The sequence below is a fragment of the Pelosinus propionicus DSM 13327 genome (assembly GCF_900114615.1).
Classification (GTDB): Bacteria; Bacillota; Negativicutes; order DSM-13327; family DSM-13327; genus Pelosinus; species Pelosinus propionicus.
Genome location: NZ_FOTS01000018.1, coordinates 54,210 through 69,441 on the forward strand (window position 1 = coordinate 54,210; position 15,232 = coordinate 69,441).

The window sequence follows — 15,232 nt, forward strand, 5'->3', positions numbered from 1 at the left end:
TTTCACTCTCCCCGCAGCAGACGCAAAGCATCAGCAAGTTTTAGACTTCCTGTATAAATGGCCTTACCGACAATCACTCCTTCGATGCCATCACTTGCTGCTTTCTTTATCTCTTCAATATCTGATAAATCACGAACCCCTCCTGAAGCAATGACTGGAATCCCAGATGATTTTGCTAAAGCTGCCGTTCCAGGAATGTTCACACCTGATAAAGTACCATCCCGAGAGATATCGGTATAGATAATTCTTGCTACACCGACTTGGGCCATTTTCCTAGCTAATTGTTCCGCTTCAATTCCACCAGTAATGCCCCAACCTTCTACAGCAACCATACCGCCACGAGCATCAATTCCCACGACGATGCGGTCACCATACTTCTCACATGCTGCTGCGACTAAATCAGGCTGTTTAACGGCGACTGATCCTAAAATAACTCGTGCTACCCCAACTTCCAAAAATTGCGCAATCGTGTCTAAATTTCGTATACCGCCACCTAATTGAACAGGAATCCTTACATTTTTTATTATATTCGCAATCACATCTAAATTTACAGGCCTACCCGCTAAAGCACCATCCAAATCAACCAAATGTAGATATTCCGCACCTTGATTTACCCATTGAACCGCCATATCCAAGGGATTATCGGCAAATATAGTTTCTTTATCGAAACGTCCCTCTGTCAACCGAACACATTTTCCATTTCGAATATCAATTGCTGGAAAAACAATCATAATTTCATCTCCTTAAAGTTAGCCAGCATCGCCAAACCAATACTACCTGATTTTTCTGGATGGAATTGTACTGCCTGTATATTGTCCCGCCCAACAGCAGCTGTTACAGAACCACCATAATCAGCAACTGCCGTAATCAAACTTGCATCTTCAGGTACCGCATGAAAGCTGTGAACGAAATATACATAGGATTCTTGAGGTATATTCTCAAACAATGGACTCTTACCAGCAAAAGATATACTATTCCACCCCATATGAGGAATTTTTAACGCAGGAGCCTGTATTTTACGTACCATACCAGGAAAAAGTCCCAACCCTTTTACTTCAGGATCTTCTTCACTGCCTTCAAACAAAACTTGTAATCCCAGGCAGATAGAAAGAAAAGGAGTCCCCTTCGCAACTACCTCATGAATAGCATCAATCATGTGATAGGCTTTAAGATTCTCCATGCAATCGCCAAAGGCACCGACGCCTGGCAATACTACTTTATCAGCTGCTGTAACAATCTCCGGCTCGCTGGTAACTTGAGCCTTTGCCCCTAATTTAGCAAGCGCCTTTTCTACACTATATAAATTACCCATACCATAATCAATAATAGCAATCATAGTTACCCCTCCTATAGCATCCCTTTACTCGACATCACTCCAACAATTCTCTCATCGATAGACGCAGCTTCATCAAGAGCCCTGCCCAACGCCTTAAATATCGCTTCTACGATGTGGTGAGAGTTTTTACCTGATAGTAGGCGCACATGTAAAGTTAGCCCCGCATGTACAGTTAAGGCCCTTAAAAATTCTTCTGTTAATTCACTATCAAAATCACCGATTCTTTCCGAAGGTATCGCTACATCAAAAACAAGAAAGGGACGACCACTAATATCTAAAGATACCATTGCTAAGGCTTCATCCATAGGTACAAAAGCAGTACCATATCGTTTAATACCATTTTTATCACCTAACGCTTTTGTCAGAGCCTGGCCTAAGACAATTCCTGTATCTTCCACAGTATGATGTCCATCTACCTGTAAATCTCCTTGCGCAATGAGCTGCAAATCCATAAAGCCATGTTTGGTAAGCAGCAGTAACATATGGTCAAAAAAACCGATCCCTGTTGCGATTTCACTTTTACCAGTTCCGTCAATATTTAATGTAGTTGAGATATTTGTTTCAGCGGTTTGCCGCCTCATTGTCGCAGTACGCATCATTTGGCCTCCTCTTTCCAATTATTTAAAAATATCTTATATTACTCATTCATAAACGTTTTAATAGTCTTATATACATTATCATTCTCTAAGGGCGTTCCGACTGTAATTCTAATGCAATTGGTAAGAAGAGGGGCAGTACTAAAATCTCTAATACCAATATTTTTTTCAGATAAGTAAGCACTCAACCGTTGTGCTTTATCTGTCTTTATTAAAATAAAATTAGTCTCTGAAGGATAGACTGTAATACCTGCTATTGCGGCTAGGGAATCTGCTAAGCGTTTGCGTTCTCCGATTATCTGCCCAATGATTGGCATGAACTCATCCCGCATTTGATATACTACTTGGGCAGTAATCAGGGACAAGGTATTTATATGGTAAGGCATCATAACTTTATTTACCATAGATGCAATCTCGACATTAGACAACATATATCCTACACGAATTGCCGCTAAGCCATAGGCTTTTGATAAGGTCCTTGCTACAATTAAATGGTCGTACTTTTTCATAAAACCAATTGCTGATTTACCATAGAATTCGTAATAAGCTTCATCAACAACAACAGGACATTGCACTTTTCTTAAAATATATTCAATATCCTCTTGTGGAATAATTGTACCAGTAGGATTATTGGGATTACATAAAATAATCAACTTAGCCTGAGACTGCTCAGCTGCTTCCACAACTTTTTCTGGTGATAGTGAAAAATCTTCCTTTAATGTTACTGGAACAGCTTGGCTATCCGTTAATTGAGCATAAATACCATACATGGAAAACGAAGGGACCGGAAAAACAATGCTCCTGCCTGGTCCTCCGAAAGTTTGGCATAGAGCCAATAAAATCTCGCTTGATCCATTACCAATTACGATATTTTGAATCGTGGTCGCAAAAGCTTCTGCAATCAATGCTCGTAAGTCTAACATTCCGATATCAGGGTAACGGTTAAATGCCATATATTCGATCTGGTTCATGACTCTTTCATGCACTAAAGGAGGTAAATTATTAGGACTTTCATTAGCATCAAGCTTACTGTCCCATTCCTTTTCTTCTACTGAGTAGGATTTTATAGTTTCTAATCCTGGTCTATAATCAAACATCACTTTTTCCCCTCACTTTGATCGCATTGGCATGAGCCTGTAATCCTTCTGCCTCTGCTAATGTAATTACTTGATTCGCCACTGCCTGTAACGCGTTTTTGCTATATGCAATAATACTAGTCCTTTTCATAAAGGTTTCTACATTTAATACAGAATAAAAACGAGCTGTTCCTCCAGTTGGCAATACATGATTGGGCCCAGCCAAGTAATCCCCTAACGGTTCTGGCGAATAAGGTCCCAAGAATACCGCGCCTGCATTTTTTACAAAAGGCAACAAGGCGAAAGGCTGCTCTGTTATGATCTCTAGATGTTCCGGTGCTGAAATATTGGCCAATTCGATCGCTTGCATACTATCTTTCGTTATAATTATCAACCCATTTTTCTCAAGCGATGCCTCAGCAATTTCCTTGCGAGGCAGCTTACCCAATTGAAGCTGAAGTTCTAGCTCTACTTTACTCGCAAGCTTACTGCTGTCCGTAATTAAAATGCTTGATGCTAAAACATCGTGCTCTGCCTGGCTAAGCATGTCAGCCGCAATATACGAAGGATCTGCTGTCTCATCCGCAACAATTAAAATCTCACTCGGTCCCGCTAGCATATCAATATCACAATGCCCATACACCGCTTTTTTAGCCAAAGTAACAAAGATATTTCCAGGTCCAGTTATTTTATCAACTTTAGGAATCTGTGCTGTACCAAAGGCTAAGGCAGCAATAGCCTGCGCTCCACCTACTTTAAATACTCTAGTCACACCCGATTCCCGAGCTGCCACTAAGATACTAGGATTAATGCTGCCGTCCTTACTTGGCGGCACTACCATTATAATTTCTTTTACACCTGCAACAGCGGCAGGAACTGCATTCATAATGACCGATGATGGATAAATAGCAGTACCGCCAGGTACGTACATTCCAACTCTTTCTAAAGGGATGCAACTTTGTCCCAGCATCGCTCCGTATTCCCTATAGGTAAGCCATGTTTTAGGAAGCTGCTCGCTATGAAAAGATCTAACATTTTCAATGGCCTGTCGTATAGCAGCCAGTATTTGCTCATCAACCTTTGTCAAAGCCTCTTGAAACTCTAATTCTGTAACCTCTAATGTATCTTCACTTAAAGTGACACCATCAATTGCCTGAGTATATTGAAGCACTGCTTCATCTCCTTGTTGGCGTACATCATGAATAATTTTGTCCACTACTTGAGAAGCTGTTAGTTCACTGCCGAATACCTTTTTAATATGACTCTTCGCACCTTCTCCTAATATCACTTGATCAAAAGGCGGCTTTATTAATAGTTTGTTTAATTCTATTAGCGTACTATCTTCTGCATATACAATTTTCATGGAGCCACCACGCCTTCCAGCAGAGCTCTTAATTCTTCTGTAATTCTATTAATACGGTCAAACTTTAGTTTAAAACTTACCCTATTAGCAATAAAACGAGCTGTAACGGGTTGAATGGTAGCGACCTCCAGTAAGTTATTTGCCTTTAAAGTACGTCCTGTTTCTACTAAATCGACAATTATCTCTGCTAAACCTACTATAGGTGCTAATTCAATAGAACCATTTAATTTAATAAATTCCATCTGAATGCCCATACTATGAAAAAAGCTTTCTGCTATGCGAGGGTATTTAGTAGCTACTCGCATATGTGCATAATCACTTAATTTTTCTCGTTTTAGTGCTTCTGGTACTGCCACCATCATTCGGCATAAGCCAAATTTCAAATCTAATAATTCATACAAATCCTTTTCTTCTTCCAATAATACATCCTTGCCGATAATTCCAATATCCGCTGCACCATATTCAATATACGTTGGCAAATCTGCCGTTTTGGTAATGATAAAACGCAACTTCTCTTTTTCATTCGTGATTACTAATTTACGTGAGTTTTCACTCAGGTCTTCTGCTGAACATCCTACTTTTGCTAGCATTTCTGCCGAAGGCGAAAATAGTTTGCCTTTTGGCAAAGCAATCGTAAGATACTCCATATCACTCAATGTCATGAAGATCCCCCTAAATCACTTTAGTTATTTAAAGCATTAATATAGTGCTATATTATCACTTGTGAAAATATTCGTCAATATAAATGTAGGAATTTTAGATACGTATGTAGAATCTTCTCTCATAAGAATCTAAAATTAACCTTTGAATAGAAACATTGTAGGTCCTGTGATTCATTTTTAAAATATACCTAAAGGGGTGTCACATTATGCCCAACTTAAATATTCTTGTAATCAATAACTTAGCAGACCGTCATATGAAAATAATTCAAAGTAGTGCTCCTAACAGCAATGTTCTGACATGTAAATATGAAGAAGCGGCAGAATATATTCGAGACATTGACATTTTAGTTCCTTGGGGGTCTATGGACATTCGCCCCCTTTATCTTGCTGCTCCTAAATTAACATGGATACATAGTTTAAGCGCAGGAGTTGAAGGTCTGATCTTTCCTGAAATTCAAAATACCAACACGATTATCACGAATTCAAAAGGAATTCATGGAATTCCGGTTTCAGAACATGTTTTTGCTATGATGCTGGCCTTTACGAGAGGTCTAGATGTATTTATTCGTCAACAAGCAAAACACCATTGGAAACGAGCAACCGTTGATGAAATTCACGACAAGACGATTGGAATCATAGGTCTTGGCAGCATCGGACGAGAAATTGCTAAAAAAGCAAAGGGTATGGGAATGAAAGTGATTGCCAGCAAGCAAACCATGACCAAGGAGCTATTTGTGGATGAGCTATACCCACCTGAAAAGCTCCATGAGCTGCTTTCTCTTGCGGATTTTATAGTCACAGCTTTGCCTTTAATAGAAGAAACAAAGCATTTATTTACGATTAACGAATTTTCCGTAATGAAACCATCTGCATATTTTATCAACATTGCTCGCGGTGGTATCATTAAACAAGACGATTTGATAGCTGCCTTGGATCAAGGATTGATAAAAGGTGCTTGTTTGGACGTGTTTGATGAAGAACCACTTTCGGATACTTCACCTTTATGGGATATGCCAAATGTAATTATTACTCCCCATGTGGCCGCTTTATCACCAAGCTACTTGGACAGGGCTGTCAAACTCTTTGCTGATAACCTGTCCAGGTTTCAGCAAAATAAAGAAATGCTAAATATTATTGATAAGATAAAAGGCTATTAACGGTTTTTCAATGCTTGCTGTCAGACTCTCTAAGCAACGTTAACTCCAGTGGATCATCATCCGCTGGAGTTTTATGATGTTTAGCGATTATTTCAATTACCTTAGGACTTTCACCTATTTCTTTCAACATAGCGGCACTGATAGCAGCATGATGAAAATAAACATAAAAAGCATGTCGAAGATTTGCTAACTTGTTCCCTCGTCCCTGCCTGCTCCATTTTTTTAATCGACTGGAGCAGAAATAATCTCCAATTACAGTTATAATTTTATCAGCCGTACTGATATGGCCTTTTACTTTTCCCACATCATGAAGCAAAGCACATTTGATTAGAAGCTCAATATTTACATCTTTGCGATACTCTGCTAAACGCAAAGATGTATATGCCACATTCAAAACGTGACGCTGATCTGGCACATTCATTGCCCAAAATAAACTTTGGGCTCTCGAGCTTAAATACCGTTCAATAAACACTTTGTCTTTTTGCGTAATTGAAGCATTGAGAGCAGCAATCACTTGTTTTATTCTATGTAATATCATCGATTCATCCGCCTATTATTCCATATATACCAACTTTGCATAGCCTTTACTCTTTCGACTTTCTTCTGCTTGTGCACAAGATTCTGGAATGATAGCTAATTCTACACTGTAACCTGACTGACGCAAAGTATCTGCCTGCTTTATTGCTTCTACTAAATTTTCTTTATTCCATCCAATATAAATATCTTTGCAACTTTGAGTGCTCTCAATTCCTTGGCGTTCTAATGCTAATAATACTCTCTCAATACCCAAGGCAAAGCCAGTAGCTCCACAATTCATTCCAAATGAATTTAGCATCGTATCGTATCGTCCACCACCACAGATTGGAAATCCAAGCCCTGGCGTATAACCCTCAAAGACCATCCCCGTATAATATTCAAAATCACGAATGATTCCTAAGTCAAAATCCACATATTGAGAAACACCGTAGTTTTCTAATAGTTGATAAATAGTTGCTAGGTTATCTAAAGCATTACGACTTTTATCATTTTCCACCATACTATAAGCTTGTTTGAGCATTTCTTCTCTGCCATGAAGTAATGGAATGTGTTTTAGTAAGGTCTGCTCCCTTTGGCTAAGACTACTCTTAACAAGTATTTCACCTAATCCTACTAAATCCCGAGTCACCATCGCATGTTTAATCTGCTGCCTTTGTATGAGCGAAAATTCGCTTTGCTCCATGATTCCATTAATAAAATCAACTTGCCCCAAGCCAATTTGAAACTTCTTTAAACCAGATTTTAACATTGACTCCACAGCCAAAGCAATGACTTCAGCATCAGCAGCCGGCTCTGATGCCCCCATAATTTCCACTCCCGCCTGATAAAACTCACATTGTCTACCAGCCTGAGCTTGTTCATAGCGAAATACATTTGTTATATAAAACAGTTTCATTGGACTTGGGCTATCTTTAAATCGAGTAGCCGCCACACGAGCCATAGGAGTCGTCATATCTGGCCGAAGTGCCAATATGCGATTACTTTTATCAAAAAACTTAAACATATGCTGATCGATATCATTTCCTACGCCAACAGTCATCGTTTCCAGATATTCAATTGTGGGAGTAACAACTTCATCATATCCCCAATTTGCAAATAGCTGAGCCAGCTCCCCTTCCACAGCACGTTTTTTACTAGCTTCTCTCGGTAAGAAATCTCTTGTTCCATATGGAACCTGAGGAACAAATTCATGTTGCTTCATAAATAGAACACTCCTTGCATAAATTAAACTTTCACATCGGTACTTCGCATACTGTTTACTTCTGATCTTTTTGATCATCTAGCCTTTCTAACATAAACTTGTATCCATCAGCCCCATAATGCAAACAACGCTTTACCCTGCTGATTGTTGCTGTACTAGCTCCTGTTTTATCTACAATGTCATCATACGTATGACCAGCTCTTAGCATACGAGCAACTTCCATACGTTGAGCAAGAGATTTTAATTCACTTACAGTACAAATATCTTCAAAAAATTGATAGCATTCTTCTTGATTTTCTAACAACAAAATAGAACGAAATAACTGATCCGTCAGATCATCTTTCAATTTGGGATTTGTAGGCATTTTTCCTTCCCCCATTCTATTAAATCCTTTATTACTTTTAAGCTTTACTTAGTGAAATTATAACATTATGATTTCCTATTTGCAAAGTCATTTTTTTCTTGACACTATTTTATAGAACTGCTAATATATATTTTAGTAAGTTAATATCTTTCATCAAGAGCAGTTGAGGGATTGGCCCAATGAAGCTGCGGCAACCATTCACTTGTGAAACGGTGCCAACTCCACAGGATTGATTCCTGGCAGATGAAGCGCAATTCAGTTTGATAACACGCTTCATTTATGAAGCGGTTTTTTTGTTATTTCAGCAATAGTAGGAAGGGAGATATTCCATTGATTAACCTGCAAGATATAGAGAAAATATATCAAAGTGATAACGGCACAATTCATGCCTTACGAGGCGTCAATTTATCAGTTGAACAAGGAGAAATTTTCGGCATTATTGGAACTAGCGGTGCTGGTAAAAGCACGTTAGTTCGCTGTATCAATATGTTAGAAAGTCCTACTAAGGGTACTGTTACAGTGGATGGTCAAGAATTGACCTCACTAAATGAGCAAGAACTCCGAGAACAGCGTAAAAAAATTGGTATGATCTTTCAACATTTCAATTTATTATCGTCACGCACTGTATATCAAAATATAGCTTTTCCCTTAGAATTGGCAAAATGCAGTAAAGAAGAAATTGATAAAGAGGTATTACACTTACTAGAATTAGTAGGGTTAAGTGATAAAAAGGATCAATATCCAGCGCAATTAAGTGGCGGACAAAAACAGCGTGTGGGCATTGCAAGGGCTTTAGCTAATCACCCTAAAGTATTATTGTGCGATGAAGCGACCTCAGCTCTTGACCCTCAAACCACAAAATCAATTTTAGAGTTATTAAAGGATATTAATCGTAAGTTCCAACTTACCATTGTTCTCATTACTCATGAAATGCAGGTTATTAAAGAAATTTGCAACCGAGTGGCAGTTATTGAAGGTGGTAAGATCATTGAACAAGGCAGGGTAATTGATATTTTCACCCAACCTCAATGCAGTACTACAAAAGAATTTATTAGTTCTATCATTAATCATAACCTTCCTGACTTTTTCAAAGAGATTAGTCTGGCATCGGATCCATCTGCTGATAGTAATTTAATATTGCGTTTATCTTTTATTGGACATTCTACTGAGGAACCTGTTATTTCCAGTATGATTCGCCGCTTTTCGATTGATGCGAGTATTTTATACGGAAATATTGATCATATTCAAACCATACCTTTCGGTACATTAATTGTAGAATTATCAGGTGAGCAAGCCTCTTTGCAGCAAGCTCTTAGTTACTTAAAAACACGTGAATTAGGAATTGAGGTGATTGGTTATGTCGCAAGAAATGCTCGTGCTGTTGGCTAAGTCCCTATGGGAAACCACATATATGGTTGCTGTTTCGAGTTTAATTTCTGCATTGATAGGAATACCCCTAGGTATTATATTGGTTACCACTAACAGGGGTCATATTTTAGAAAATACTCCTCTCAATCAAATTTTAGGTGCAATTGTAAACGCTACCCGCTCTACACCTTTCATAATTTTAATGGTAGCAATTATTCCAGTTACCAGATTATTAGTAGGTACGTCTATTGGAACAAATGCTGCTATAGTACCATTAAGTATTGCTGCCATTCCTTTTGTAGCGCGTATCGTAGAATCAGCTCTTAAAGAAGTGGACTACGGGGTAATCGAAGCAGCCCAAGCGATGGGAGCTTCCCCAAGAGAAATTATTACAAAAGTTCTCATTCCTGAATCCTTACCTGCGATTGTTTTAGGACTCACCCTCACTATTATCAGTCTGATTGGCTACTCAGCAATGGCAGGAGCAATTGGCGGCGGCGGTTTAGGTGATTTAGCAATTCGTTATGGCTACCAACGTTTTCGTGCTGATATCATGTTAATTACAGTGGTTATTTTAATTGCTCAAGTACAAATTGTTCAGTCTACTGGTGACTATATATCGAATCGCCTCAACAAGAAATAGAAGCAGCTAATTTCCTAATTGGCTATCTATAAAAACATCACATAAACTTAGGAGGGTTATCATTATGAAAAAGCTATATCTTGTTCTTCTTGGAATTCTTACTCTAGGACTATTAGTAAGTGGTTGTGGTCAAAAAGAAGCGCCTGCTCCTGCTGCAAAAACTACTGTATTAAAAGTTGGTGCTACTCCTGTTCCACATGCGGAAATTTTAAATATAGTAAAACCAATTTTAGCTAAAGAGGGAATTGACTTACAAATTGTTGAGTTTACCGATTATGTAAAACCAAATATTGCAGTAGCCGAAAAAGAATTGGATGCAAACTTCTTTCAGCATATTCCTTACTTAAATAAATTCTCAACAGAACGTAATTTGGCATTAACCTACACTGCTGCCATTCACATTGAGCCAATGGGAATTTATTCAAAGAAAATTAAGAATTTGAATGAATTGGCATCTGGCGCTAAAGTAGCTATCCCTAATGATCCTACAAATGGCGGTCGTGCTTTAGCTATCTTAGAAAAAGCAGGACTTATTAAATTAAAAGACGGCGTAGGCGTCAGCGCTACTGTAAGTGATATTGTAACAAATTCTAAAAATATTCAAATTAGTGAATTAGAAGCTCCTCAACTTCCTCGTGTACTTGAAGATGTAACTATTGCTGTCATCAATACCAACTATGCATTGGAAGCGAAATTGGTACCAACTAAGGATGCTCTATTCCTTGAACCAAAAGATTCTCCTTATGCTAATATTTTGACCGTACGTAAAGGCGACGAAAATCGCCCTGAAATTCAAAAATTAACCAAAGCCCTTACATCTGACGAAGTAAAAAAATTCATTAACGAAAAATATCAAGGTGCTGTAATACCAGCATTCTAATCATCTTGGAGGGATCCTTTATGGGGAAGCGGTTGCAAATCGTCACTACTTTTTTTATACTGGCAAGTATCGCGGCACTGCTGTCATGGCATAGTTCGTTGCATATGAGTTATGTATATAGGCCAATAAAAGTAGGCGTTTCGGCCGGTCCCCATTTTGTAATTATGAACCAAGTTAAAACGATCGTCGCAAAAGACGGTATTGATCTGCAGATTGTTGTATTTTCTGATTATGGCAAGCTCAATGAGTCTTTACACCGCAGAGAAATTAGTCTTAATAGCTTTCAGCATCAGCCTTATCTTGATAAAGTACTGGATGATCACAACTACGAAATTACTCCGATTGCTAAAACGGTTCTATTTCCAATGGGAATCTATACGAAGAAAATAAAAAATCTTAGCGAGTTACCTGAAGGCAGTCAAGTTGCCATTCCAAAGGATTTATGGAATGGCAGCCGAGCCTTGTTGTTATTGGAGAAAACAGGCCTAATTGTTTGCAGAAAAACAAAGGATTCTTTAAGAACCCCTGATGACATTATAGATAATCCTAAGAATCTTAGTTTTATACAAATGGATGCCACACAGATCACTTCTGCTATTGACAAGGTAGATATTACTCTTATCAATGCCAATTATGCAGCCGAAATTGGCTTGGTGCCAACTAAAGATGCACTTGTATTGGAAGATGTACATTCACCTTATGTAAATCTTTTAGTAGCTGGCACTAACGATGTCAATCATAAAGATCTAGGAAAAATCATTGCAGCTTATCAAACACAGGAAATTAAAAATTTTTTAAATGAACATTTTCAAGGTACTGTAGTCGCTGCTTGGTAAAGAATATCCCCTCCATAACCATGGAGGGGATATTCTTTCATCTCCGATCTGCGGAGATGCTATCTTATTTATGGAATTGAAGTTTTCCTTCTTTGAAATGTACAACATTCAAGTTAGAACGTTCCGCAATCTCTAGTCCTGCCAGCAGCTCTCTACCAACATCTTTGACATTATGAGCATCGGATCCAATTGTTACAATACGTCCTCCCAACTCATAAAAGCGCTTGTAGATCGGTATTATTGTCTCTACTGCCGCTTTGTTCCCCAAACGCCTAGTATTAATCTCTAGAGCCTTTTCTTTCTGGGCTAAAATCGTTAAAATCTCATCAATATAATCGCTAAATTCATGATAGTAGACTTCTGGATCTTGAAAGCGTGCATATCTGGCAATATAATCAATATGCCCTAAACTATGGATACCATCATAACAAGTTACACATTGCTTCATCGCTTTAAAATAATGTTCATATGCTTCTTGTTTAGTTCTTCCTTGATAAAATTCTGGAGTATATAGGTCAATATTATCAATTACATGTACAGATCCAATAACATAATCAAAAGGATACTTCTCTACTAATCGACAATTTTCTTCTAAACAATCTGATCGCATACCGATTTCTATGCCTAGAAGAACTTTTTCATTACGATATTGAGCATACTGGGAAAAATATTTTTCTACATCAAAGATAAAAGCCTTCGGTTCTGGATACGCAATATCCATATGTTCCGTAATAATAATTCCTATATTTAATTCCTCTGCCTTTACTACAGCATCAGCCATCTTCATTTTTGAATCGGTAGAAAAACAGGTATGCATATGGCTATCAAATAACATTTTTACCTCCAAGGTTTTTGTATCATCTATCTTCTATACTTATTTTATACAAAAATAAAGAAAATCCTGCTTTTAGATCTTTTACTATATACTCTTCTTTTTCTATAGAAATAAACAATATTGTAGTCTGTTGTATTTATTTAAACTATCAACATATTTTTCAAGTATACATTTGAAACTATTGAAGAATGTTTGTCTTTGTAATATACTAAAGGCAAAAATAGCAATTACTTTTTAAGCAATTGTATGATACTAGGTATGGGGGTGATTCCATTGAGCACTGAAGAAGATCTGCAAACCTTAGATGCTAGGGAGATGTATCTAATGTACAAGATAGTGGAATCCTTAACTTCATATATATAACATCAATCAATGTGCTTTCGCATTGAGGCATTATACGGATAATACCACAACAGGAGGTTTTCACTATGGCCAGAGAAAGAATCAGCGATCTCTTTTCCGCCTTCTGTATATGGATAGTTATTCCTTTATTAGCTATTAGCTTATTATTTCTCTTAGTCCAAAGCGGAAATCGGTTGCTGTTGGTTATTTTCCCTTTATTAGCCGTTGTTTTTTTTATAACCAAACAACTTAATTAAAGCTTAAAGCTAGTAGTATAAACCTATATAAAAGGGACTTGGCCCATTAGGTCAAGTCCTTTTTTACTATATTATAATTGCATTAATCTCTTTAATCAAACCGTAAATCATATTTTCTATTTTTTATCTATCAGCAGCACCGTACAAAAAAAGTTCAGCAATAGTATGTGCCGTATCACCAATATTTTTATCCACAAAATCGCGAAATACAAAGGTTACAATAACACTAAACAAACCATGAGCAGCACGTGTTGCATCACAACTTTCACGGATAAAGCCCTTGCTTTGAGCTTCTAATAAAACCTTCTCAATCATGCCAATCGTCTCACAGAAACAGGTTTGATATTTCTCCAGCTGCTCTTGAGTAAAGTTTGATGATCCGTTTGCACCAAATCCACGCACTTCATGCATCATAACTCTCCATAAGTTGGCATGCTTTACGTAAAACTCCAAAAAAGCTTTAATTATGGTTTCCACCTTCTCTAAAGGAGGCTCAGAAGAATTAACAATACCTTCAATTATGATTTGAAAAGGCATACTACATTCTTTAATTAAGGTATAAAAAAGTTGTTCTTTATTGACAAAATAATTGTATACAGTGCCTTTACCAGTATCGGCTAAAGCAATAATTTCATCTACTGTAGCCCTATGATAACCTTTACTGGAAAATACAGCATAAGCTGCCTCAAGTATCTGCTGTCGTTTATTTTGAGAATCATGGAAACCAATATTTTCACGAATATGCTTCATTTCTGCCTCCAAAGTACGAAATTCATAAACATTCTTTAATAATTCTAATTGCATTCTTATAACAAATCTTTTCGATATCATCTGTAGTAAATCCATTGGAAATAAGTGCATCCACTAATTTATTAATGTTACCAAGATGGGAAATTTCCAATTGGTATTCAATACCGTCAAAATCTGTTCCTAAAGCCACGACATCAATACCGCCAATCTTCACAATATGTTTAATATGGCGTACCATATCATCCGCTCTACTCCAATTTGATCCCGCCAAAAAGTTCCCTGAAAAATTGATTCCCATGATTCCCCCTTTTTCCGCCAGCAGAGTAATCATATCATCCGTCAAATTACGCCGATGCTCTCTAATTGCACGCGCATTAGAATGAGAAGCAACAAAAGGTTGATTGGACAAAGCAGCGACATCGTAAAAACCTTGATCTGAAAGATGAGAAACATCAATTATCATACCTAATTGATTCATTTGACCAATTACTTGTTTGCCGAAATCCGTTAATCCCAGCTTCCCATACCGCTCATCAACATTGGGATAACCAATTTCATTTGGATAATTCCAAGTTAACGTGAGAAGTCTCACACCCAATCGATAGAAATTCCGCAGATTCTCCAAGCGTCCTTGTAAAGCTCCTCCTTCTTCAATTGTAAGAAAGGCCGAAATTTTTCCAGCTTGCTGATTTAAAAGCAAATCTTGATAATTCTGTGCTATAGCAATATATGAATGTTGACTCTTCATCTCTCGATGAAAAACATCAAGCATACTTAAGCAATATTGCAACGGATTTTGCTGCTTTGCTAAATCAATATACAATGCAAAAAATTGTGCTAAAGCATTACCAGATTGCAATTTCTCTATATCTACGCTTAGGTTATTATGATATAAATTTAAATGTGGTTGATCCATTAAGTGCATTATTGTATCGCAATGTAAATCAATTATTTGCATAGTACACTCACCTTTCCTGCCTATACGGAAATGATGGTCAAGCACTAACTTAAACAAAGCTCTGCTGACAA

General features: G+C 37.5%; 18 protein-coding genes and 1 riboswitch. Of the genes, 6 read left to right on the top strand and 12 right to left on the bottom strand.

Annotated features, from left to right (window positions below):
* Positions 1–2: 2 nt before the first annotated feature.
* Genes hisA through hisG form a run of 6 tightly spaced genes read right to left on the bottom strand, consistent with a single transcriptional unit; the run spans position 3 to position 5,033 of the window.
* A complete protein-coding gene (gene hisA / locus BMZ99_RS11425) occupies positions 3–731 on the bottom strand; it encodes a 1-(5-phosphoribosyl)-5-[(5-phosphoribosylamino)methylideneamino]imidazole-4-carboxamide isomerase (RefSeq protein WP_090936944.1) in 729 nt (242 codons plus the stop codon).
* The gene (hisH, locus tag BMZ99_RS11430) at positions 728–1,336 is read right to left on the bottom strand and encodes an imidazole glycerol phosphate synthase subunit HisH (protein ID WP_090936947.1); all 609 of its coding nucleotides are present in this window, start codon (positions 1,334–1,336) and stop codon (positions 728–730) included. The genes hisA and hisH overlap by 4 nt, the downstream gene beginning before the upstream one ends.
* 11 nt (positions 1,337–1,347) lie before the next feature.
* On the bottom strand, positions 1,348–1,935 hold the full coding sequence (hisB, locus tag BMZ99_RS11435) for an imidazoleglycerol-phosphate dehydratase HisB (RefSeq protein ID WP_090936950.1): 588 nt from the start codon (positions 1,933–1,935) through the stop codon (positions 1,348–1,350).
* Between the two features lie 38 nt (positions 1,936–1,973).
* Positions 1,974–3,032, bottom strand: coding sequence for a histidinol-phosphate transaminase (gene hisC / locus BMZ99_RS11440; protein ID WP_090936953.1), 1,059 nt, complete (start codon positions 3,030–3,032; stop codon positions 1,974–1,976).
* Positions 3,022–4,371 carry a histidinol dehydrogenase gene (gene hisD, locus BMZ99_RS11445; protein ID WP_090936956.1) on the bottom strand — a complete coding sequence of 450 codons (1,350 nt, stop codon included), beginning with the start codon at positions 4,369–4,371 and terminating at the stop codon, positions 3,022–3,024. The genes hisC and hisD overlap by 11 nt, the downstream gene beginning before the upstream one ends.
* Positions 4,368–5,033, bottom strand: coding sequence for an ATP phosphoribosyltransferase (gene hisG, locus BMZ99_RS11450; RefSeq protein ID WP_090936960.1), 666 nt, complete (start codon positions 5,031–5,033; stop codon positions 4,368–4,370). The genes hisD and hisG overlap by 4 nt, the downstream gene beginning before the upstream one ends.
* Positions 5,034–5,239: 206 nt before the next feature.
* Between hisG and BMZ99_RS11455 the strand changes: the two genes are divergently transcribed.
* Positions 5,240–6,190 (top strand): D-2-hydroxyacid dehydrogenase, encoded by a 951-nt coding sequence (locus BMZ99_RS11455; protein WP_090936963.1) that lies wholly within the window; start codon positions 5,240–5,242, stop codon positions 6,188–6,190.
* A 7-nt stretch (positions 6,191–6,197) separates the two neighbouring features.
* On the opposite strand, the gene BMZ99_RS11460 is transcribed toward BMZ99_RS11455, so the two are convergent.
* Genes BMZ99_RS11460 through BMZ99_RS11470 form a run of 3 tightly spaced genes read right to left on the bottom strand, consistent with a single transcriptional unit; the run spans position 6,198 to position 8,292 of the window.
* The gene (locus tag BMZ99_RS11460; protein WP_245754933.1) at positions 6,198–6,728 is read right to left on the bottom strand and encodes an HDIG domain-containing metalloprotein; all 531 of its coding nucleotides are present in this window, start codon (positions 6,726–6,728) and stop codon (positions 6,198–6,200) included.
* A 15-nt stretch (positions 6,729–6,743) separates the two neighbouring features.
* Complete coding sequence (gene hisZ / locus BMZ99_RS11465; RefSeq protein WP_090936966.1) at positions 6,744–7,928, bottom strand: ATP phosphoribosyltransferase regulatory subunit; 1,185 nt, start codon at positions 7,926–7,928, stop codon at positions 6,744–6,746.
* A 55-nt stretch (positions 7,929–7,983) separates the two neighbouring features.
* Entirely contained in the window at positions 7,984–8,292 is a 309-nt protein-coding gene (locus tag BMZ99_RS11470) for a YerC/YecD family TrpR-related protein (RefSeq protein WP_090937045.1), read from the bottom strand.
* 147 nt (positions 8,293–8,439) lie between these two features.
* Positions 8,440–8,542, top strand: a riboswitch (SAM riboswitch).
* Between the two features lie 80 nt (positions 8,543–8,622).
* Here BMZ99_RS11470 and BMZ99_RS11475 point away from each other — a divergent pair.
* The 4 genes from BMZ99_RS11475 to BMZ99_RS11490 all read left to right on the top strand — a co-directional run bounded on the left by BMZ99_RS11475 (position 8,623) and on the right by BMZ99_RS11490 (position 12,019).
* The gene (locus BMZ99_RS11475) at positions 8,623–9,681 is read left to right on the top strand and encodes a methionine ABC transporter ATP-binding protein (RefSeq protein ID WP_090936970.1); all 1,059 of its coding nucleotides are present in this window, start codon (positions 8,623–8,625) and stop codon (positions 9,679–9,681) included.
* Entirely contained in the window at positions 9,650–10,303 is a 654-nt protein-coding gene (locus tag BMZ99_RS11480) for a methionine ABC transporter permease (RefSeq protein ID WP_090936973.1), read from the top strand. Before BMZ99_RS11475 ends, BMZ99_RS11480 begins: the two co-directional genes overlap by 32 nt.
* A gap of 64 nt (positions 10,304–10,367) precedes the next feature.
* Positions 10,368–11,183 (top strand): MetQ/NlpA family ABC transporter substrate-binding protein, encoded by an 816-nt coding sequence (locus BMZ99_RS11485; RefSeq protein ID WP_090936976.1) that lies wholly within the window; start codon positions 10,368–10,370, stop codon positions 11,181–11,183.
* A gap of 20 nt (positions 11,184–11,203) precedes the next feature.
* The gene (locus BMZ99_RS11490; protein WP_090936979.1) at positions 11,204–12,019 is read left to right on the top strand and encodes a MetQ/NlpA family ABC transporter substrate-binding protein; all 816 of its coding nucleotides are present in this window, start codon (positions 11,204–11,206) and stop codon (positions 12,017–12,019) included.
* 64 nt (positions 12,020–12,083) lie between these two features.
* Here BMZ99_RS11490 and BMZ99_RS11495 read toward each other — a convergent pair whose 3' ends face one another.
* Positions 12,084–12,854, bottom strand: a complete 771-nt coding sequence (locus BMZ99_RS11495; protein WP_090936982.1) for a histidinol phosphate phosphatase — start codon at positions 12,852–12,854, stop codon at positions 12,084–12,086.
* Positions 12,855–13,282: 428 nt separating this feature from the next.
* On the opposite strand from BMZ99_RS11495, the gene BMZ99_RS26320 reads away from it, so the two are divergent.
* Positions 13,283–13,453 carry a hypothetical protein gene (locus BMZ99_RS26320; protein WP_175490534.1) on the top strand — a complete coding sequence of 57 codons (171 nt, stop codon included), beginning with the start codon at positions 13,283–13,285 and terminating at the stop codon, positions 13,451–13,453.
* A gap of 123 nt (positions 13,454–13,576) precedes the next feature.
* Here the strand turns inward: BMZ99_RS26320 and BMZ99_RS11500 are convergent, their stop codons facing one another.
* Both BMZ99_RS11500 and BMZ99_RS11505 read right to left on the bottom strand, forming a co-directional pair.
* Positions 13,577–14,203, bottom strand: a complete 627-nt coding sequence (locus tag BMZ99_RS11500; RefSeq protein WP_090937047.1) for a TetR/AcrR family transcriptional regulator — start codon at positions 14,201–14,203, stop codon at positions 13,577–13,579.
* A gap of 22 nt (positions 14,204–14,225) precedes the next feature.
* Positions 14,226–15,161, bottom strand: a complete 936-nt coding sequence (locus BMZ99_RS11505; RefSeq protein ID WP_090936985.1) for a dipeptidase — start codon at positions 15,159–15,161, stop codon at positions 14,226–14,228.
* Between the last annotated feature and the right edge of the window lie 71 nt (positions 15,162–15,232).

Bases quoted from the DNA above. Each gene is read 5' to 3' on its own strand.
- BMZ99_RS11505 (WP_090936985.1), bottom strand. From the start codon at position 15,161: ATGCAAATAATTGATTTACATTGCGATACAATAATGCACTTAATGGAT.
- BMZ99_RS11495 (WP_090936982.1), bottom strand. From the start codon at position 12,854: ATGTTATTTGATAGCCATATGCATACCTGTTTTTCTACCGATTCAAAA.
- hisB (WP_090936950.1), bottom strand. From the start codon at position 1,935: ATGATGCGTACTGCGACAATGAGGCGGCAAACCGCTGAAACAAATATC.
- BMZ99_RS26320 (WP_175490534.1), top strand. From the start codon at position 13,283: ATGGCCAGAGAAAGAATCAGCGATCTCTTTTCCGCCTTCTGTATATGG.
- hisA (WP_090936944.1), bottom strand. From the start codon at position 731: ATGATTGTTTTTCCAGCAATTGATATTCGAAATGGAAAATGTGTTCGG.
- BMZ99_RS11500 (WP_090937047.1), bottom strand. From the start codon at position 14,203: ATGAAGCATATTCGTGAAAATATTGGTTTCCATGATTCTCAAAATAAA.
- BMZ99_RS11485 (WP_090936976.1), top strand. From the start codon at position 10,368: ATGAAAAAGCTATATCTTGTTCTTCTTGGAATTCTTACTCTAGGACTA.
- BMZ99_RS11490 (WP_090936979.1), top strand. From the start codon at position 11,204: ATGGGGAAGCGGTTGCAAATCGTCACTACTTTTTTTATACTGGCAAGT.
- hisG (WP_090936960.1), bottom strand. From the start codon at position 5,033: ATGACATTGAGTGATATGGAGTATCTTACGATTGCTTTGCCAAAAGGC.
- hisZ (WP_090936966.1), bottom strand. From the start codon at position 7,928: ATGAAGCAACATGAATTTGTTCCTCAGGTTCCATATGGAACAAGAGAT.
- hisD (WP_090936956.1), bottom strand. From the start codon at position 4,371: ATGAAAATTGTATATGCAGAAGATAGTACGCTAATAGAATTAAACAAA.
- BMZ99_RS11480 (WP_090936973.1), top strand. From the start codon at position 9,650: ATGTCGCAAGAAATGCTCGTGCTGTTGGCTAAGTCCCTATGGGAAACC.
- BMZ99_RS11470 (WP_090937045.1), bottom strand. From the start codon at position 8,292: ATGCCTACAAATCCCAAATTGAAAGATGATCTGACGGATCAGTTATTT.
- BMZ99_RS11460 (WP_245754933.1), bottom strand. From the start codon at position 6,728: ATGATATTACATAGAATAAAACAAGTGATTGCTGCTCTCAATGCTTCA.
- BMZ99_RS11455 (WP_090936963.1), top strand. From the start codon at position 5,240: ATGCCCAACTTAAATATTCTTGTAATCAATAACTTAGCAGACCGTCAT.
- hisH (WP_090936947.1), bottom strand. From the start codon at position 1,336: ATGATTGCTATTATTGATTATGGTATGGGTAATTTATATAGTGTAGAA.